The 15,313-nt window shown below is 64.7% G+C and carries 20 protein-coding genes; 8 read left to right on the top strand and 12 right to left on the bottom strand.

What is annotated here, in order from left to right:
* Nucleotides 1–26 precede the first annotated feature (26 nt).
* Together MU558_RS12775 and MU558_RS12780 are read left to right on the top strand one after the other, a co-directional pair.
* Nucleotides 27–839, top strand: coding sequence for an NAD(+)/NADH kinase (locus MU558_RS12775; RefSeq protein WP_246966658.1), 813 nt, complete (start codon nucleotides 27–29; stop codon nucleotides 837–839).
* A gap of 72 nt (nucleotides 840–911) precedes the next feature.
* Nucleotides 912–1,367 carry a DUF7313 family protein gene (locus MU558_RS12780; RefSeq protein WP_246966659.1) on the top strand — a complete coding sequence of 152 codons (456 nt, stop codon included), beginning with the start codon at nucleotides 912–914 and terminating at the stop codon, nucleotides 1,365–1,367.
* 520 nt (nucleotides 1,368–1,887) lie between these two features.
* Here MU558_RS12780 and MU558_RS12785 read toward each other — a convergent pair.
* The 8 genes from MU558_RS12785 to MU558_RS12820 all read right to left on the bottom strand — a co-directional run bounded on the left by MU558_RS12785 (nucleotide 1,888) and on the right by MU558_RS12820 (nucleotide 6,956).
* The gene (locus MU558_RS12785; RefSeq protein WP_246966660.1) at nucleotides 1,888–2,151 is read right to left on the bottom strand and encodes a DUF7314 family protein; all 264 of its coding nucleotides are present in this window, start codon (nucleotides 2,149–2,151) and stop codon (nucleotides 1,888–1,890) included.
* Nucleotides 2,144–2,479 (bottom strand): DUF7315 family membrane protein, encoded by a 336-nt coding sequence (locus MU558_RS12790; protein ID WP_246966661.1) that lies wholly within the window; start codon nucleotides 2,477–2,479, stop codon nucleotides 2,144–2,146. Before MU558_RS12790 ends, MU558_RS12785 begins: the two co-directional genes overlap by 8 nt.
* 3 nt (nucleotides 2,480–2,482) lie before the next feature.
* The gene (locus MU558_RS12795) at nucleotides 2,483–3,238 is read right to left on the bottom strand and encodes a cytochrome b family protein (protein WP_246966662.1); all 756 of its coding nucleotides are present in this window, start codon (nucleotides 3,236–3,238) and stop codon (nucleotides 2,483–2,485) included.
* A gap of 4 nt (nucleotides 3,239–3,242) precedes the next feature.
* A complete protein-coding gene (locus tag MU558_RS12800) occupies nucleotides 3,243–4,040 on the bottom strand; it encodes a cytochrome b (protein ID WP_246966663.1) in 798 nt (265 codons plus the stop codon).
* Nucleotides 4,040–4,906, bottom strand: a complete 867-nt coding sequence (locus tag MU558_RS12805; RefSeq protein ID WP_246966664.1) for a Rieske 2Fe-2S domain-containing protein — start codon at nucleotides 4,904–4,906, stop codon at nucleotides 4,040–4,042. Before MU558_RS12805 ends, MU558_RS12800 begins: the two co-directional genes overlap by 1 nt.
* Before the next feature lie 3 nt (nucleotides 4,907–4,909).
* A complete protein-coding gene (locus tag MU558_RS12810; RefSeq protein ID WP_246966665.1) occupies nucleotides 4,910–5,317 on the bottom strand; it encodes a DUF7318 family protein in 408 nt (135 codons plus the stop codon).
* 3 nt (nucleotides 5,318–5,320) lie between these two features.
* Complete coding sequence (locus MU558_RS12815; protein ID WP_246966666.1) at nucleotides 5,321–5,989, bottom strand: plastocyanin/azurin family copper-binding protein; 669 nt, start codon at nucleotides 5,987–5,989, stop codon at nucleotides 5,321–5,323.
* Between the two features lie 76 nt (nucleotides 5,990–6,065).
* Entirely contained in the window at nucleotides 6,066–6,956 is an 891-nt protein-coding gene (locus tag MU558_RS12820) for a DUF7319 domain-containing protein (RefSeq protein WP_246966667.1), read from the bottom strand.
* 107 nt (nucleotides 6,957–7,063) lie between these two features.
* Between MU558_RS12820 and MU558_RS12825 the strand changes: the two genes are divergently transcribed.
* Nucleotides 7,064–7,549 carry a DUF7321 family protein gene (locus MU558_RS12825; protein ID WP_246966668.1) on the top strand — a complete coding sequence of 162 codons (486 nt, stop codon included), beginning with the start codon at nucleotides 7,064–7,066 and terminating at the stop codon, nucleotides 7,547–7,549.
* On the opposite strand, the gene MU558_RS12830 is transcribed toward MU558_RS12825, so the two are convergent.
* Nucleotides 7,546–7,782 carry a hypothetical protein gene (locus MU558_RS12830; RefSeq protein ID WP_246966669.1) on the bottom strand — a complete coding sequence of 79 codons (237 nt, stop codon included), beginning with the start codon at nucleotides 7,780–7,782 and terminating at the stop codon, nucleotides 7,546–7,548. The two genes, MU558_RS12825 and MU558_RS12830, sit on opposite strands and share 4 nt — an antisense overlap.
* 79 nt (nucleotides 7,783–7,861) lie before the next feature.
* Complete coding sequence (gene nth / locus MU558_RS12835; RefSeq protein ID WP_246966670.1) at nucleotides 7,862–8,545, bottom strand: endonuclease III; 684 nt, start codon at nucleotides 8,543–8,545, stop codon at nucleotides 7,862–7,864.
* A 181-nt stretch (nucleotides 8,546–8,726) separates the two neighbouring features.
* On the opposite strand from nth, the gene MU558_RS12840 reads away from it, so the two are divergent.
* The 3 genes from MU558_RS12840 (at nucleotide 8,727) to MU558_RS12850 (ending at nucleotide 12,494) form a co-directional block, all read left to right on the top strand.
* A complete protein-coding gene (locus tag MU558_RS12840) occupies nucleotides 8,727–10,217 on the top strand; it encodes a hypothetical protein (RefSeq protein ID WP_246966671.1) in 1,491 nt (496 codons plus the stop codon).
* A 57-nt stretch (nucleotides 10,218–10,274) separates the two neighbouring features.
* Nucleotides 10,275–11,261: a phosphomevalonate decarboxylase MvaD gene (mvaD, locus tag MU558_RS12845; protein ID WP_246966672.1), complete on the top strand. Its 987-nt coding sequence runs from the start codon at nucleotides 10,275–10,277 to the stop codon at nucleotides 11,259–11,261.
* Between the two features lie 81 nt (nucleotides 11,262–11,342).
* Nucleotides 11,343–12,494, top strand: coding sequence for an NAD(P)/FAD-dependent oxidoreductase (locus MU558_RS12850; RefSeq protein ID WP_246966673.1), 1,152 nt, complete (start codon nucleotides 11,343–11,345; stop codon nucleotides 12,492–12,494).
* A 15-nt stretch (nucleotides 12,495–12,509) separates the two neighbouring features.
* On the opposite strand, the gene fen is transcribed toward MU558_RS12850, so the two are convergent.
* Together fen and MU558_RS12860 are read right to left on the bottom strand one after the other, a co-directional pair.
* Entirely contained in the window at nucleotides 12,510–13,490 is a 981-nt protein-coding gene (fen, locus tag MU558_RS12855; RefSeq protein WP_246966674.1) for a flap endonuclease-1, read from the bottom strand.
* 84 nt (nucleotides 13,491–13,574) lie between these two features.
* Nucleotides 13,575–14,111, bottom strand: coding sequence for a GNAT family N-acetyltransferase (locus MU558_RS12860; RefSeq protein WP_246966675.1), 537 nt, complete (start codon nucleotides 14,109–14,111; stop codon nucleotides 13,575–13,577).
* Between the two features lie 111 nt (nucleotides 14,112–14,222).
* Between MU558_RS12860 and MU558_RS12865 the strand changes: the two genes are divergently transcribed.
* Together MU558_RS12865 and MU558_RS12870 are read left to right on the top strand one after the other, a co-directional pair.
* On the top strand, nucleotides 14,223–14,750 hold the full coding sequence (locus MU558_RS12865) for a hypothetical protein (RefSeq protein WP_246966676.1): 528 nt from the start codon (nucleotides 14,223–14,225) through the stop codon (nucleotides 14,748–14,750).
* A 74-nt stretch (nucleotides 14,751–14,824) separates the two neighbouring features.
* Nucleotides 14,825–15,274 (top strand): pyridoxamine 5'-phosphate oxidase family protein, encoded by a 450-nt coding sequence (locus tag MU558_RS12870; RefSeq protein WP_246966677.1) that lies wholly within the window; start codon nucleotides 14,825–14,827, stop codon nucleotides 15,272–15,274.
* Nucleotides 15,275–15,313 lie beyond the last annotated feature (39 nt).

Below are 15,313 nucleotides of genomic sequence, written 5' to 3' on the forward strand. Positions count from 1 at the left end.
TGGTCGGTGCCCGGGAAGTGAGCGACATGACCTCCGCCGAGTGGACGCCGGACGACGACCCGCTCGTCGGCATCGTCGACGAGGAGGGATGTGTTGTTTCGGGTGAGCGTGCCGACCTGGTGGCTGACCTCGAGACGGTCGTCGCCGACGCCGGCGGGGACGTCGTCTGTGGGCCGATCGATCGGCTCACAGAGCGGGAGCCGTCCGTGCTCGTCGCCGTCGGCGAACCGGCGCTGCTCGCGGCCGTCCGCGCAGAGACGACCGTTCCCGTTCTCCCCGTCGACGCCGGCCGCGGCATTCGGTCGGTTCCCTCCTCGCGACTCGCTGCAGCGGTCCGGACCGTCCTCGACGGCGAGAGTCACCGACGACAGTGGCCAGTGCTCGATGTCGCCGTCGACGGTGACGGTCGATACCGGGCACTGTTCGACGTCACGCTCGTGACCGACGAACCCGCACGCATCTCGGAGTTCGGCGTTCGAAGTCGCGACCGGGAGGTTGCGCAGTTCCGGGCCGACGGCGTCGTCGTCGCCACGCCCGCTGGAAGCCATGGGTACGCGGACGCCGCAGGCGGGCCTCTGCTCTCACCCGCGATCGACGGCGTCGCCGTCGTCCCTATCAGCCCGTTCGTCACGCAAACGCGGCACTGGGTCTTGCCGGACGACGACCTCTACCTCTCGGTCGAACGCGAGGAAGGCCCCGTCGCGCTCTGTATCGACGACGACGCAGTCGCGACGATCACTCCCGACTCGACGGTTGTGATCGCCGCGAGCGGATCACTCTCGACACTCGTCGTTCCAGACGGCCGTGGCTACTTTGGATCTCCGGACTCGTCGGCCTGACCGTCTACCGACACCGGCCATCGCTCGGCGTCATTGGAAAAACTCTAATGGTCGAACGACCGACGTTGAACTATGATCACAGCTTCGCTGCTCGGACCGGTCGACATCCTCGCACAGGAGGTGGTCTCCGGCGTCGCGATCATCGAGTTCGTCCTGCTCGGACTCGTGATAATCAACCTCGCCGCACGCATGATTGCACACCGCGGCTACGTCAACGCCGCACGCGAAGACGGTGCTGACGGTGTCTCTCGGAGCCTCTTCCTCGAGGCCACGGACGTGCTGATCGTCCTCGGTGGATTCTACTACGCCACCGTCCACCTCCACGGCGGCGTCGTCTTCGCGACGCTCGCGGTCGGGATGTTCATCACCGACTTCTTCGAGTTCGAAGCTCGCCTCGTCGAGGCTCGCAAGGACGCCCCGCTCGAGCGGCCGAAGGCTGCGCTCTTTGCGTCCGCGCTCGTCTTCCTGTACATCGCGTACCAGTCGCTTTTCTTCATCATCAAGCCGCTCTGGGACGCGGTCATCTAGCTGGCTACCAGCCGGCCAGTCTTCGCCCGACGATCCGACCAGAGCCGATACCACCGACCGCTCCAGTCGCCATCGGTCAGTGCGGCCGAGTACGGCCCGGAGCAGCTTTCTCTCCGTTCTCTTCGGGCCGGCTCCCTCCCATCTCGTAACTCGAGTGTGACGCGACGCCACCGATGTCGATCGGTCGTCGTCATCGACTTCGAGTCGGCGGTCCGACGTGGCTGCCAGCGACGGCGGTTCGACGTACGGGGGCTGCCCTCGACAACGATCGCGACCCGGCCGGCGGTTGCTCCGGGAAACAGTTACAGCAGGCGTTATGAAACGATTCACACCTCCCGCCGAAGCGGTCGAGGTCGGCGATCGCCCACCGGCGGTGGACGCCGTATCACGAGAGGTGACTGTCGACTGGGTCAGCAGATGCGCGAGTCGCTACATGCATCGGTCGACACGGGTGCAGCGCAGTGGCCCCTACTCGAGGGGAAGAAAAACGGGAAAATCGGCGCGGCAGTTCGTCGACGGTTCAGTTCGAACTCGCGTAGTACTTTCGGGCTCGCCGGCTCGCTGGGATGACGACCCAGAAGGTCGTCGCGCCGAGGAGCGCGAAGTAGAGCGCCGCCTCCTTGACGAGGAGTGCCATGGACACGTACGTGCCGGGATCTTCCGGATTCGCACCGATTAGCTGGGTACCGTAGAAGTCCGGGGTGTTGTACCACGCCGCGAACGTCATCCACACCAGGAGCCCGCCGGTGAGAATGGCGAACCCTTTGATGAATTCGTCAGCCATTGTCGGAATGTTCGTCGGTGTCGTCTTTAGCGTTTCCCATTCCAGCGGTCTGGAACCTCGTCGAGAACGCGTACGTCAGCGCGCCAAACGCGATCATTCCGATTCCGAGGAGCGCGAAGCCGATGCTTACGTCGGAGACGTCCGCCTGTGCGCTGTCGGTTGCGACATCGAGGACGATGAAGCCGCCGAGGATGCCTGCGACGGCGATGAGCGTCGAGAAAACGGTGATCGTCTTGTAGAGTCGCAGTGGAACGACGACCTCTCGTCGTTCCGACGCACCCGACCTTTCATCGCCGCCGGGTTCGTCGGGTGCGTCGCGTTGGGACATCAGCTATCGTGGTGGCCGAAGCCGGTAGTACCGGCGGTTGAGGTCGTACATGTAGCCTTCGCGCATCGTCTTCAAGACGGCGTAGGTGATCGTCGCGGCCACGAACGGCAGCAGGAAGGTCAGATCGAACAGCAGGTGCGGTTCGATCGGGACCAGGTTCTTGACTGCGAGCGTGCTGACCGTGAACGCGAACACGACGCCGCCGACGCCGATCGCCGCCCAGAGGGGCTGTTCGACCGGTCGGCGAGCGCTCCCCTTGTTCAGGAAGGGGACGATCGCGATCGCTCCGACGACGACCACGTTAGCGAGGACGCCGTACAGCGGGTCCGACAGCAGCTTGTTCCCGCCGAGGATCGATAGCTCGGGGTTGAGCGGACCGAGCTTCAGGAGGCCGAACGACCAGTAGAGATACCAGTCGGGCAGGATGACCTCCGGCGTCTGCGCCGGGTTCGCCGGGTCGCCGAGGTGTGGCGGCAACATCGACGACAGGAACAGGATCATCCCCGTGAAGAAACTCGCAAGCGAGAGGTTGCGAATCGTCTCGTGGGGCCACGCCGGGAAGCCGAGCACGTCTCGTTCGACGTAACTCGACTCCTGGCGGAGGTCCTGATCCTCGCGACGGGCGCGCTCGAAGTACTCGTAGGTGAGCCTCGAGAGGCCCGTCGTTCGTTCTTTTCGCTCACGCCAGGTCGGAACCTCGTCGTCTGGCGCGACGATACCTGGACCGCTTCCGTCGGTTTGGGGTTCGTTGTCGCTCATTGTACTAGTGTGGTTCCGCGATGCCCTGCATCCAGACGATCGCGATGTGGATGGCGATCAGTGCCGTCACCACGAACGGGAGGACGAACACGTGCAAGATATACATCCGTTGTAGCGTCGGCTGACCGAGGCTGAAGCCACCGAACAGTAACTGGGCACCCCACTCGCCGACGATCGGGACCGCGAGTGCCATCTCGACGCCGATCTGTCCCGCCCAGAACGCGAGCTGGTTCCACGGGAGCAGGTAGCCGGTGTATCCGAACACCATCGTCAGCGAGAGCAGGATGATGCCGATGAGCCAGTTGACCTCGCGGGGTTCCTTGTACGCGCCCGTGAAGTAGACGCGGAGCATGTGCAGGAACACCGCTGCCGTCATCACCTGTGCGGACCAGCGGTGGATACTCCTGAGCATGAACCCGAAGTTGAGGTCTTTGATGATGGCCACGAGCTGGACGTATGCCTCCGGATCGCCCTGGCCGGCCGTCGACGGCGCGTAGTAGAACCCCAGGAGGGCTCCCGTAAGCGCCGCGACGATGTACGCGATGACCGAGAACGATCCGAGCGCGTACAGCGGATACCAGTACCAGAACTTGTTGTCGAGGTTGTACTGCTCCGTGTGGCTCTTTGGCATCTGGAGGTTGACCTTGTAGTACATGTCCTCCATGAGTTCCAGATAATCGACGATCCGGAACCGCTTGTCGAGCCACATCAGCGACTTGAGGTACGTCGTCTCGACTGCCGAGAGGTCTTTCTCCTCGAGCCACGCGCCGTGGTCGTGTTCGTCTTTACGCTCGAGACTCATTATTCGTCGTCCTCCGGTTCTGGTCGGGGTAGCGACACGAATCGGTCCTGGATGACCGTGAACGGGTCGTACACCGACTGGTGGCAGTTACAGTAGATTTTGTTCTCGGCGTTGTAACTTGTGGACTCGCCCAGGCGCTTGTATCCCGGCACGCAACAGAAGTGCGTACACTTGTTAACGTAGGCGATGAAGCCGTCGGGACACGTCGCACTCAACCACTCGTCGTCCTGGGTGGCTTCTTCGATCTGCGTGCTTCGAAGGATCACGACCGGGATCGTCTCTTCCGGCGGGACGTCCTGGGACCGCCAGGTGCCGGTCGCAGGTTTGCCGACGCCGGAGTCGCCGACGTCGTTGCCCCAGGTTTCGTAGTCCGCGAAGTCGTCGACGTGGATCTTGTCGCCGCCTTCGATCTCTTCCATCCAGGGGTAGTCGCTCGTCGGCGGCGCCTGCGGGTACCGGAAGTACGCGTCCTGACCGTCCGCGTCGGGTCTGATTCCTTCGAACGTCTGGAGCCCGCAGTACTGGAACCACTCGGTGGAGTACTCGAAGCCGGCGATTTCGGTTCTCGCGACGGCAACTTCGGCCCCACCCTGCTCGACCGTTTCGGGTTCGGGCCAGACGCCCATGAGGTAGCCTTCGTCGTCGATTTCGACCGGGATCTGTGGCAGTCCACGCGGTGCGGGCCCGGATTCTCGCACTGCGCCACGGTACTGCATCAGACCACCGCCACCGCCAGACGGCGTGGTCGCCATGGACACGCTCCCAGCGCCGACGGTGAGCACGCCCGAGAGGGCGGCACCGCCGACAACTCCTTTGACGAAGCGACGTCGATCCGATTCGACCGGGTATTTGTCGTCGTTTGCCATAGATTATCGTTTGTAGTAGGGGTAAACTGCTCGTTTGATTGTGTCCCAGAAGCCGCCGGTTCCGCCGGCCAGCGACGTACCGTCTGCGTCCTCCTCGCGGACGTAGAGGTCTTCCCACTTCCGACGGCGCTTCTTGACGATCATGACGTCCGGCAAGAACTCCTTGCGGTACAGCAGGAGGATGAATCCGAGGTTGACGAAGATCGCCGTGAGGAGGAAGCCGAGGACCGTGTTCCCGGTCCCGCCGTCGGTACCGGCGATTCCCCAGTTCTCCGACAGTCCGTAGACGAACATGGCGACGAAGACGATCTGGACGAACGTCAGCAAGACGATCGCGATCGCCGCCGCCGTACTTTCTCTGGGCGGTTCGTATCGGTGAATGTCTCCGTAGGTACTTCCTGACGAGGACATGTGTTATCGCCTCCCTGGACTGCTCGTGTGCGCGGATTCGCCGTACTTCAACAGGTAGAACGTGAAGACCAGCGACATGAAGATGGCGAAAATCGCTGCGATTCCGAGCCAGTGTTTCTGGAGCGGGACGCCGAGTTCGTGGATGTCGACGTCGGCCGCCGCAGCGCCGCCACCGCCGCCGCCACCGCCGGCGTCCTGGGTGACCTCGATCGTTCCTTCCATCCCCAGCCCGACGTGGGGCGTGCAGTGGAACTCGTAGGTTCCCTCGGTCTCGAAGGTGTGTTCGTACTCGAACGGCGAGTTCTCGATCGCCTCGTGGCCTTCCCAGCCCGCGCCATCGGGCTGGCTGTCGACGACGATGTTGTGGTTGTCCGTCACCCAGACGAAGTTCACCGTCGTTCCGGGTTGGATCTGTAGCGGACTCTCGGTGCCGGGTTCGTACGCGTAGTCGACGAGTTCGACCGTCTCGGTGCCGCCACCGCCACCGCCGCCACCGCCGTCAGTGGCGTTTTCTGCACCACCACCGTCGCTCTCGTTGGCCGTCGCGTTGTCGCCGGAGTCGCCGTCGGACCCCTCCTCCTGGGCCACGACGGGTGTCGATGCCGCAGCGGTCGCGGCTGCGGCACCCCCGGCAACGCCGCTTGCCGTTACCATAAACTCCCGCCTATTCATACAGTGTAGACTCAGGAACGGGTTTGCTTAAACCCACCGATGCAACTGCTGTGAACAACTCCAGAAACGAGAGGGTTCACGAATCGTCGGCGACCGATTCCTCCGCGTTCGGCGTGGTTTCGAAGGCGTCGTCGTCGATGGGGACGAACTCCGGGCGTTCGCCCGACTCGACCCCGATCGATCGGAGGCGGTCGCGGTACTCCTCGACTCTGAACTTGTCCGAGAGACGTGCATTTGCGACGATCGTAAACAGGAAGAGCCCGATCAGCACGAACCCAAGTCCCGTCGCGAGGAGGACGAGGTTCTCGCGCCAGCCGGAGGCGATCCAGGCGACCAGCGCCCCGAGGCCGACGAGAATCTGCACGCCAGCGAGCAACTGTAACATCCAGTTGCCGAGCTCGCTTCCCGACTCTGGGATCTCGCTGGGGCGGGGCAACCCCCAGTCTTCTGGTGGGTCGTCGACCTCGTAGCTCTCGATCGAACAGAGCGCGACGGTCGGTTTGACGTCACGAACGACGGTTCCAACCCCTTCGACGCTCCCGTCGGGATACACGATGGCGTAATCCGTATCCGAATACGCGACGAGGCTCCGCTTTCCGTCGACCTCTGCGTACTCGAGCATCGCGAAGACGTCTCGTTCTGCGACCCGGCTCTTCAGTTCCGCCTCGACGCGCTCGAGCAGTTCGTCGCCGATGATCCAGGTGTCCTCGTCGAAGGCGACGTCCCACTCCTCGGGCGTCATCTCGGCCATGTCCTGTGGGCCGAAGTTCTCGAAGTCGTACTTCTCTTCGACCTGTCGCAGGAGTTCCGCTTCCGTCGGGTCGGCCACCTCGGCGTCGTCGACGGGGGTACCACCAGCCGCCCCGTCGTCTTCGGACGACGTCGATCCTGTCTCCGAACGGCCACCGTCCGACTCGGCGACCCGGCTATCGGAGTTGTTCTCACCGGGGTCTCGAGGGTCGGCCATTACCGAACCTTGGAGGTGAGTGCTGAAAACACTTTTCGACTCTCCGTCGCCGACCGAGTGTCCCGCCTTTCGCTTCGTTTATTCATTGTCCGCTCAGAGTTCCGGGTATGGTGTCGGAACTGACGATCGCGACGATCGTCACGCTACTCGTGACGGCCAGCTTTCCGTTCTATCTCTACGGTGCCTGGATCATGATCGACGCGGAAGCCGTCACGTGGTCGGTTCTCGTCTACCATCTCGAGTACATCGTCCCCGGCCTGTTGCTCAACACGATTCCGGTCGTCTTCTGGATGATTCCGCGGACGGTCGACCAGGTCAGCGGTCTCCTCGTCGTCCACGCGTTTTTCGGCCTGCAGGCGTACGCGATGCTCGTCGTCGCGCTCACTGGAATCGTCCGGATCTTCCAGGTCAAATACGCTCACGATATCTACGCGAATCCCGACACCGACGTCGAACTGGACGCGCTCCACGAGAACATGCCGGGGTGGCGTCGCCGTCTTCGCGTCGGCGTCTTCGGCTACGTCCTGTTCTGGATCGTCGCCTACCTCATCGGGATCTTCCGGTACGTCCTCCGGTATCCGATTTTCACCTAGCTGTTGTACGGCTCCTCGTCCCGGTGGTGGTCCGGATTCTCCTGCTCGAGTGCATCGTTCTCGCGCTCTTCGGACGTGTGTTCGATGTCCTGTCGCCGCTGCTGTTCGTCCTGTTTGCGGCGTGCTTCCTTCTGGGCCTCGGTGAGTTCTTCGTCTTCGTCGTCGGCGTCGGGGTCTTCCTTTGCGAGTTCGACGTCGCGGCCGTGTTCAGTCGTGGATTCGTCGTCGGACATGATTCCCCTCTCGTGGCGCTATCGCGGTTACGGAGAAAGGAATTGGCCTTGCGCCAGACGGCCTTTCGTCGGCGTCCCGTCACCAGGGCTCGCCCGACGCCAGATCGACCTCGCTGTCGCCACGTTCGGACGGGCAGATGTCGGCGAGGACGCAGTCCGTACAGTCCGGGCTGCGGGCAGTACAGACGGCTCGGCCGTGGTCGATACAGAGGTGAGTGAACTGCTGCCAGTAGCCGTCGGGGACGATCTCCATGAGGTCTTCCTCGATCCGCTCGGGACGCGTCTCCTCGGTCAATCCCAACCGACGTGAGAGCCGCTGGACGTGCGTGTCGACGACGATCCCCTCGACCACGTCGTGGCCGTGCTGGAGGACGACGTTCGCCGTCTTCCGACCGACGCCCGGGAGGTCTGTCAACTCGTCCATCGTGTCCGGCACCTCGCCGTCGTGTTCCTCGAGGATCTTCGCGGCCGCGTTCCGAATGTACTTCGCCTTGTTGTTGTAGTAGGTGATCGAGTTCAGATCCTCGGCGAGTTCCTCCTGGGAGACGTTCGCGTAGTCTTCGGGACCGTCGTACTTTTCGAAGAGGTGCTCGGTCTCGCTGTTTACCCGCGCGTCGGTACACTGTGCCGAGAGGACCACGGCGACCAACAGCTCGAAGCGATTCGAGTATCGAAGCGAGATCGTCGAGTCCGGATACTCGGCCTCGAGTCGGTCGACGACCGCTCTGGCTTGCTCTTCGCGAGAGTCACGCGGCGTACCCATACGCAGTTGGTAGGAGTCGCGTCGTTTGAGCGTTCGGGTTCGAGCTGAGCACGGCCTCGTGCCGGTATTCGTTCGGTCGATATATTCACCGCTATCACCGTAATTTCTACGCCGATGCAATTGTGTCAATGGGATATTATTATTTGCGCACACTTCGATACCAGTACGCAGAGGTGGGGGGATGACGACGACAGAGCTTTCATCAAACGACGTATGGATAGAGAAATCGACCGAACGCCGATCCGACGAGGAGTTGACCGTTCGATTCGAGATCGAATCGTGTTGTGAGAAAACGGTGGCGATCCGGTTCGTCGACTCGATTTCACGAGAGTTCGGAACCGAGGACGTCGCCGTCGATCACGTCGATCGCTGGGGGATCCGACCGTCTGGTGAACTCGTCTGGCTCGGCTCGGTAGCACCAGGTGACGTGGTCGAAGCGCACTACGCCGTTCGGCTATCCGACTCGGACCCGGCGTCGCTCGAGTCACTCGAGCAGCGACCGCGGCTGGACGGCATCCGACAGCTCTCGGACGACACTCGCGTGCCGCCAGCGTGGCAGTCCGCGGACGACCTCGAACGGCCGGCACACCAGGTTCCGTCGCTGGAGTCGACGGTCGATCGGGACGAGACAGGGGGTGACGACGGAAGCGGGAGTGCCGGCGAGAGCGGGCGTACCACGGATCGAGCGGCGAGCGACGACCGGCCGGGCGACGACACCGCGGTGGATGTCGACCGGTATCGGCTCCGCATTTCGATCGCAGACGCCGAGAGAGCGACGGCCGGCACGGCCGTCGTTCACGGACTCGCAAACGCGACGTCGCTCGTCGAGGGGACGCCGTCTGTAAGCGAGATCCGCGACGGCTCGTTCGACGGCGCGATCAGCCTGACGGTCGAGAGCGCACTCGACGATCGGCTGATAACGAACGCACTCGAGTCGATCGACGGCGTCGAAAGCGTCGACGCGGCCGTCCTCGAGACGGACGTCGGCGGAGACGCGTCTCGATCCGAACCGTCGACGCGCGACGTGTTCGACGACTTGCGCGAGTCGATCGAACCGGCCGAACCGGACGCGATCGAGGCAGAGCTCTCGACGACGTCGTTCAAACCCGTCGAGTGTGACGGCTCCGGCGACTGGTCCGTCGCCACCGGTCCCGACGCCGAGGAGGTGAGTATCACCGACCTCGTCGGCGAGACGCAGCCGGAGACGACCAAAGGCGACCGCAGCACCACGAGCGGAGACGACGTCGACCACGACGCGGTCGTCGATGCCCTCGTCGAGGCGCTCGAGGGAGACGGCGGCGAGAGCCGGGCGGTGAAACTCCGCGACGCGCTCGGCCTCGAGTCCAGACGCAGTCTCGAGACGCGAGTCGACCACCTGCAGTCGCGAACCGAGGCGGTCCTCGCCTACGAGGACGCGCTCGCCGCGTTCCTCGACGAGAACGGCACGGCCGCCCTCCTCGAGGAGTTGACGGCGCGGATCGAGCACCTCGAGGACGACGTCGGGCGACTCCGGGACGACCTCGAGCGGCTAGGCGCCGAGGGGAGCGACCGCGACGAGCGGATCGACGCGGTCGAAGGCGACCTCGACGGTCTCGAGGCCGAACTCGAGGACGTGATCGCCTGGCGTGAGCAACTCTCGGCCGCGTTCGAGTCGCCCGCCGCCGAGCGATAGCGACGATTCACTCGCCGAGTCGTGACCTTTATGCGGTCGTCACTCACCTGTGGGGATATGAAAGCGACGGCCATGGCCCACCCGATTCAGGGCCTCGTCAAGTACCACGGGATGCGCGACGACATCGAGCGACTGCCGTATCACGACAGCATCAGCGTCTGTACGGCCCCGAGCCACACGCGCACGACCGTCGAGTTCTCGATGGACTACGAGGAGGACGTCTACGTCGTCGACGGCGAGGAACTCGATGGACGGGCTTACGAACGGGTCGAAGCCGTCGTCGAGAAGGCGCGGTCGATGTCCGACGCGGCACACACGGTGTATCCGGTCCGCCTCGAGAGCGAGAACAGCTTCCCGTCGAACGTCGGCCTCGGGTCGTCGTCGTCGGGATTCGCCGCGGCCGCGATGGCACTCGCTGAGGCCGCCGAACTCGACGTCTCCCACCAGGAGATCTCGACGATCGCCCGCGTGGGCTCCGCGTCGGCCGCCCGGGCGGTGACGGGCGCGTTCTCGCAGCTGTACACCGGTCTGAACGACGAGGACTGTCGGTCCCGTCGCATTCCTACAGACCTCCACGAGGACCTGAAGATCGTCGTCGGACTCGTCCCCTACCACAAGGAGACCGAGGACGCACACGCGGAGGCCGCGGACAGCCACATGTTCCAGGCGCGAAACGCCCACATCCACGGCCAGATCGCCGAGATGCGCGACGCCCTCCGGAACGACGACTTCGACCGCACGTTCGAACTGGCCGAGCGCGACTCGCTCAGCCTCGCCGCGACGACGATGACCGGACCGTCGGGCTGGGTCTACTGGCAGCCGGCCACGCTCGCGATCTTCAACCGTGTGCGCGAACTCCGCGAGGAAGAGGATATCCCGGCGTACTTCTCGACGGACACCGGCGCGACGGTCTACGTCAACACCACCGAAGAGTACGCCGACCGCGTCGAGGAGGCAGTCGCCGACTGCGGCGTCTCGACGACCATCTGGGGCGTCGGCGGCCCCGCCCGTCTGCTCGAGGACGACGACGAACACCTGTTCTAGGTACTGCGTTACGATCCGCCTTTTCTATCGCGGGTTTCCGCTTCGACTACATCTATAGCCGTTCGGCCCGAATACCGGCCCATGCACGTCGTGGTTCTCGGCGCAGGCTACGCGGGACTGTCGCTCACTCGCCACCTCGAGCGGCGACTCCCCCTCGACGTCGAGATCACGCTGGTCGACGAATCGCCGGACCACCTCGTCCAGCACGAGTTACACCGGGTGATTCGCCGACCGGGGCTGGCAGCCGACGTCACGGTTCCGTTGACCGACGCCGTCGAGCGGGCGACGGTCCGCGTGGCTCGCGTCGAGGACGTCGATACGGACGAGCGGACGGTCTTTCTCTCCGACGGGTCGCTGACGTACGACGTTGGCGCGATCTGTCTGGGCGCGGAGACGGCCTACTACGGACTCGAGGGGGTTCGCGAGCACGCGAGGCCGCTGAAGCGACTGGAACACGCGAACCGAATTCGGTCCGACGTTCTCGCGGCGCTGTCGGCGACGTCGGACCCGCGACTCGTCGTCGGCGGGGCCGGCCTCTCCGGCGTGCAGGTCGCGGGCGAACTCGCGGCACTGGTCCGCGAGGAAGACGCGACGGCGACGATCACCGTCCTCGAGCAGTTCGACGACGTCGCACCGGGGTTCCCCGAGAACTTCCAGCGTGCGGTTCGGAACGCCCTCGAGGCACAGAGCGTCGAGATTCGGACGGGCGAGACGGTGACTGACGCCGACGAGCGCCACGTCGTCCTCGAGGGCGACGAGCGGGTGCCCTACGACGTCTTCGTCTGGACCGGCGGGATCCGCGGCTCCGACGCGCTCGAGGGGAGCCGACGGACCGTCAGGGCCGACCTCCGGGTCGACGACCGGACGTTCGCCCTGGGCGACGCGGCCAGAGTCGTCGACGCCGACGGCGAGGCGGTGCCCGCGAGCGCACAGACTGCGGTTCGACAGGCGCGAACCGCTGCCGAGAACGTCGCCAGGATCGTCGAGTACGAACGCGACGGGGGCGTCTTCGAACCCAGACTCGAGGGGTACACGTTCGAGTCGCCCGGCTGGCTCGTGAGCGTCGGCGACGACGCCGTTGCGCAGGTCGGCCCGACGGTGTTTACCGGCCCGGCAGCGAACGCCCTGAAGACGACCGTCGGCGTCGGCTACCTCTCCTCGGTCGGCGCGATCAGAAACGCCGTCGAACTCGTCGAGGAAGAACTCGACCTCGAGCGGGCGACGCGCCGATAGCGTCGCTCTACGTGGTCAGGTCCAGCGATCCAGTCCAGTCTGGGTGACGCTCTCCTCGATCCGCTCGAAGCCGCGGGCGACCTCGTCGGCGGCGACGCCCCACTCGTCGACGACGTACGACCGTGCAGCCGAGAGGTCGGGTTCGAGGGTTGGATCGAACTCGTAGTCGTCGGTCACGTTCGGGTTCCGAAAGAGGTCCCGGACACGGTCTGCGTACTCGACGTGGTCGCCTCTTGCCTCGAGGACGCTCCAGAGGTCGCCGTGTTCGGTGATCTCCGAAATCGCTGTCTTCGGACCGATGCCGGAGACCCCCTCGTTGAAGTCCGTCCCGATCAAGATTGCGGCGTCGATCAGTTGCTCGAGCGTGAGGTCGTGTTTCTCGAGGGTCGCCTCGAGGTCCATACACTCGGGGTTCCCCTTGCTCGTCAGTTGCCGGAGCGTCAGCGGCGCGCCAAACAGCAGGGCGTCGTAGTCCTCGGAGCCGACGTAGTCGGCGTCGCCGCGGCGAGCCATGTGGGCGGCCTGCGCTTCGCCCTCCGCCGGGGCCTCGACGATCGGCACGTCGAGCAGTTCGAGGAGTTCGCGGCTGGTCTCCTGGATCGTCGGCGTCAGCCGCTGGGTGCGCGACTCGAGCTGGGCGATCGCGACCTCGTCGCCTTCCTCGCGGGCGACCTCGAGTTGCTCCTCGTAGGTTTCGCGCTGTTCTCGCCGGGACTCGATCTCGTCGCTTTTGAGTTCGGAGGGGCCGCCGTCGAAGACCATCACGGGCGTGATGTCGTGCTCGAAGAACTTCGGCAAGCCCTGGACGATGCCGACCAGATTCGCCACCTCGGTTCCGTCTAGGGTCGTGTACGTCTCGCTTGCGGTCCACTTGACGGTCGTCGTCAGATACCGGTAGAGCCAGTTGTGGGCGTCGACGGCGACGATCGACCCCGCGAGGTCGTCGAACGGGACCTCCTCGATGACGGCGATGTCCCGGAGTGCGGCGTTTCCCATGCCGGTTTCGTTGGGGCTTGAGGGGTTTGGCTCTATTGGACTCGTATCCGGGCCGAACACTCGAGCCAGAGCACACTGGACAGTTTAGACGCCGATCGGCGACGGCGGATCGGCGTCGCGTCGCTCGCGAAGGAACGACTGCTCCGCTTCGGAGAGGTCCCGGTCGCGAAACTCGTCGAGTCCGTCGTGGTACCGGCCGGGGTCCGGACGGGACGGGCCGGAATCGGGGGAATATTCGAGAATTAGCTCCGCGATGCCGGTCGTCTCGCCGGTATAGCCGAACCCCGCCCGGTAGAGCGCTTCGTAGGCGAAGACGTTGTTGACCGCGATGCGAACGTGATCGTACCCGCGCTCGAGCGCGCGGTCGCGCGAGAACGCCGCCAGTCGCGGGCCGATCCCCTCGCCGCGCCGATCGGCCCGAACCGTGATGTACCGGAGCCACAGCGTCGTCTCGTCGGTCCGGTCCTCGTTGAACGCGACGGCGGCAACGACGTCGCCGTCGACGCGGGCGACGGCCTTGCCCGTACTGCTCATCACGAACTTGCCGGCGTAGCTGAACCGTTCGTAGTCGAGTCGGAGTTTCGGCCCGTCCGGCGGCCAGCCCAGTAGTTCGTACTCCACGGCAGTAGTTCGTCGGTGACGTCCTAAGTGTTCACGGCCGCATCCCGATCGCGGGTCGTCCCGGACAGTGCCGGACGAACGCTTTTGCTCGCGTCGCGGCGACGTGCGCACATGAGCGCCGAGTCAGACACCGCAACCGGCTTCGGAATCGCGAGTCGCTTCGGGTGGCCGATCGGCGGCGCACTCGGCGGTGCGCTGGGAGCCGCCGCGTTCGGCGCGTTGATCTGGCTGATCGACCCGGCCGTCGTCGAAGTCGCGATTCCCGCCCTCTACGGCCTCGGGCCCGGCGAAATCGTCGGCTGGGGGATCCACCTGTTCCACGGCGCGGTCCTCGGAATCGTCTTTGGCTTTCTCGTCACCCGAGACGTCGTCCTCGAGACGCTCCGCACGGACGTCGAGACCGACGCACTCGCCGAGAGCGGAAACTGGCTGCGCCTCGTCGGTGCCGGTTTCGCCTACGGACTCGCCGTCTGGGCGATCCTGCCCGCTCTCGTCCTTCCGATCTGGGTGGGCCGCGCCGGCGTCGACGCGGCAGCCGCGTTCCCCGCCGTCGCCGTCGACGGCATGATCGGCCACGCCGTCTTCGGACTGGTACTCGGTCTCGTCTTCGCGGCGACGGTCGACCTGCAGGACCGGTAGCTCGAGACGTCGTCAGTCGAGTGTCGTCTCTCGGCGGGGGACGTATTATAACACTGCGCGATGGGGGTACGACTATGGACGTCCGTGGCTCGCTCTCGCGTTCGGAACTCGAGACGTTCCTCGAGACGACGACTGTTCCCGTACGCCTCGCCTGTCACCGGCCGGACGGCTCGCTGTGGATGCTCTCGCTGTGGTTTCGCTACCGGGAGGAGACGATCGAGTGTGCGACGGCCGCGAGCGCAGACGTCGTCGCGTTCCTCGAGCGCGATCCAGCAGTCGCGTTCGAGGTGTCGACGAACGACCCGCCGTACCGGGGCGTCCGTGGCAACGGAACGGCGACAGTCGCGTCGGATCCAGAGAAAACCGTGTTGCGGGACCTGCTCGAGCGCTACCTCGGAACGACCGACGCGCCGCTTGCACGACGTCTCCTCTCGGACGACCGGGACGAGGTTACGATCTCGATCGACCCCGAAACAGTCTACGGCTGGGACTACTCCGGTCGGATGGCGGGTTCGGAGCAGTAGCAAAGCGGCGACCGACAGTCGCCGTGGCCGTGAAACTGC

It is taken from the genome of Natribaculum luteum, assembly GCF_023008545.1.
GTDB lineage: Archaea > Halobacteriota > Halobacteria > Halobacteriales > Natrialbaceae > Natribaculum > Natribaculum luteum.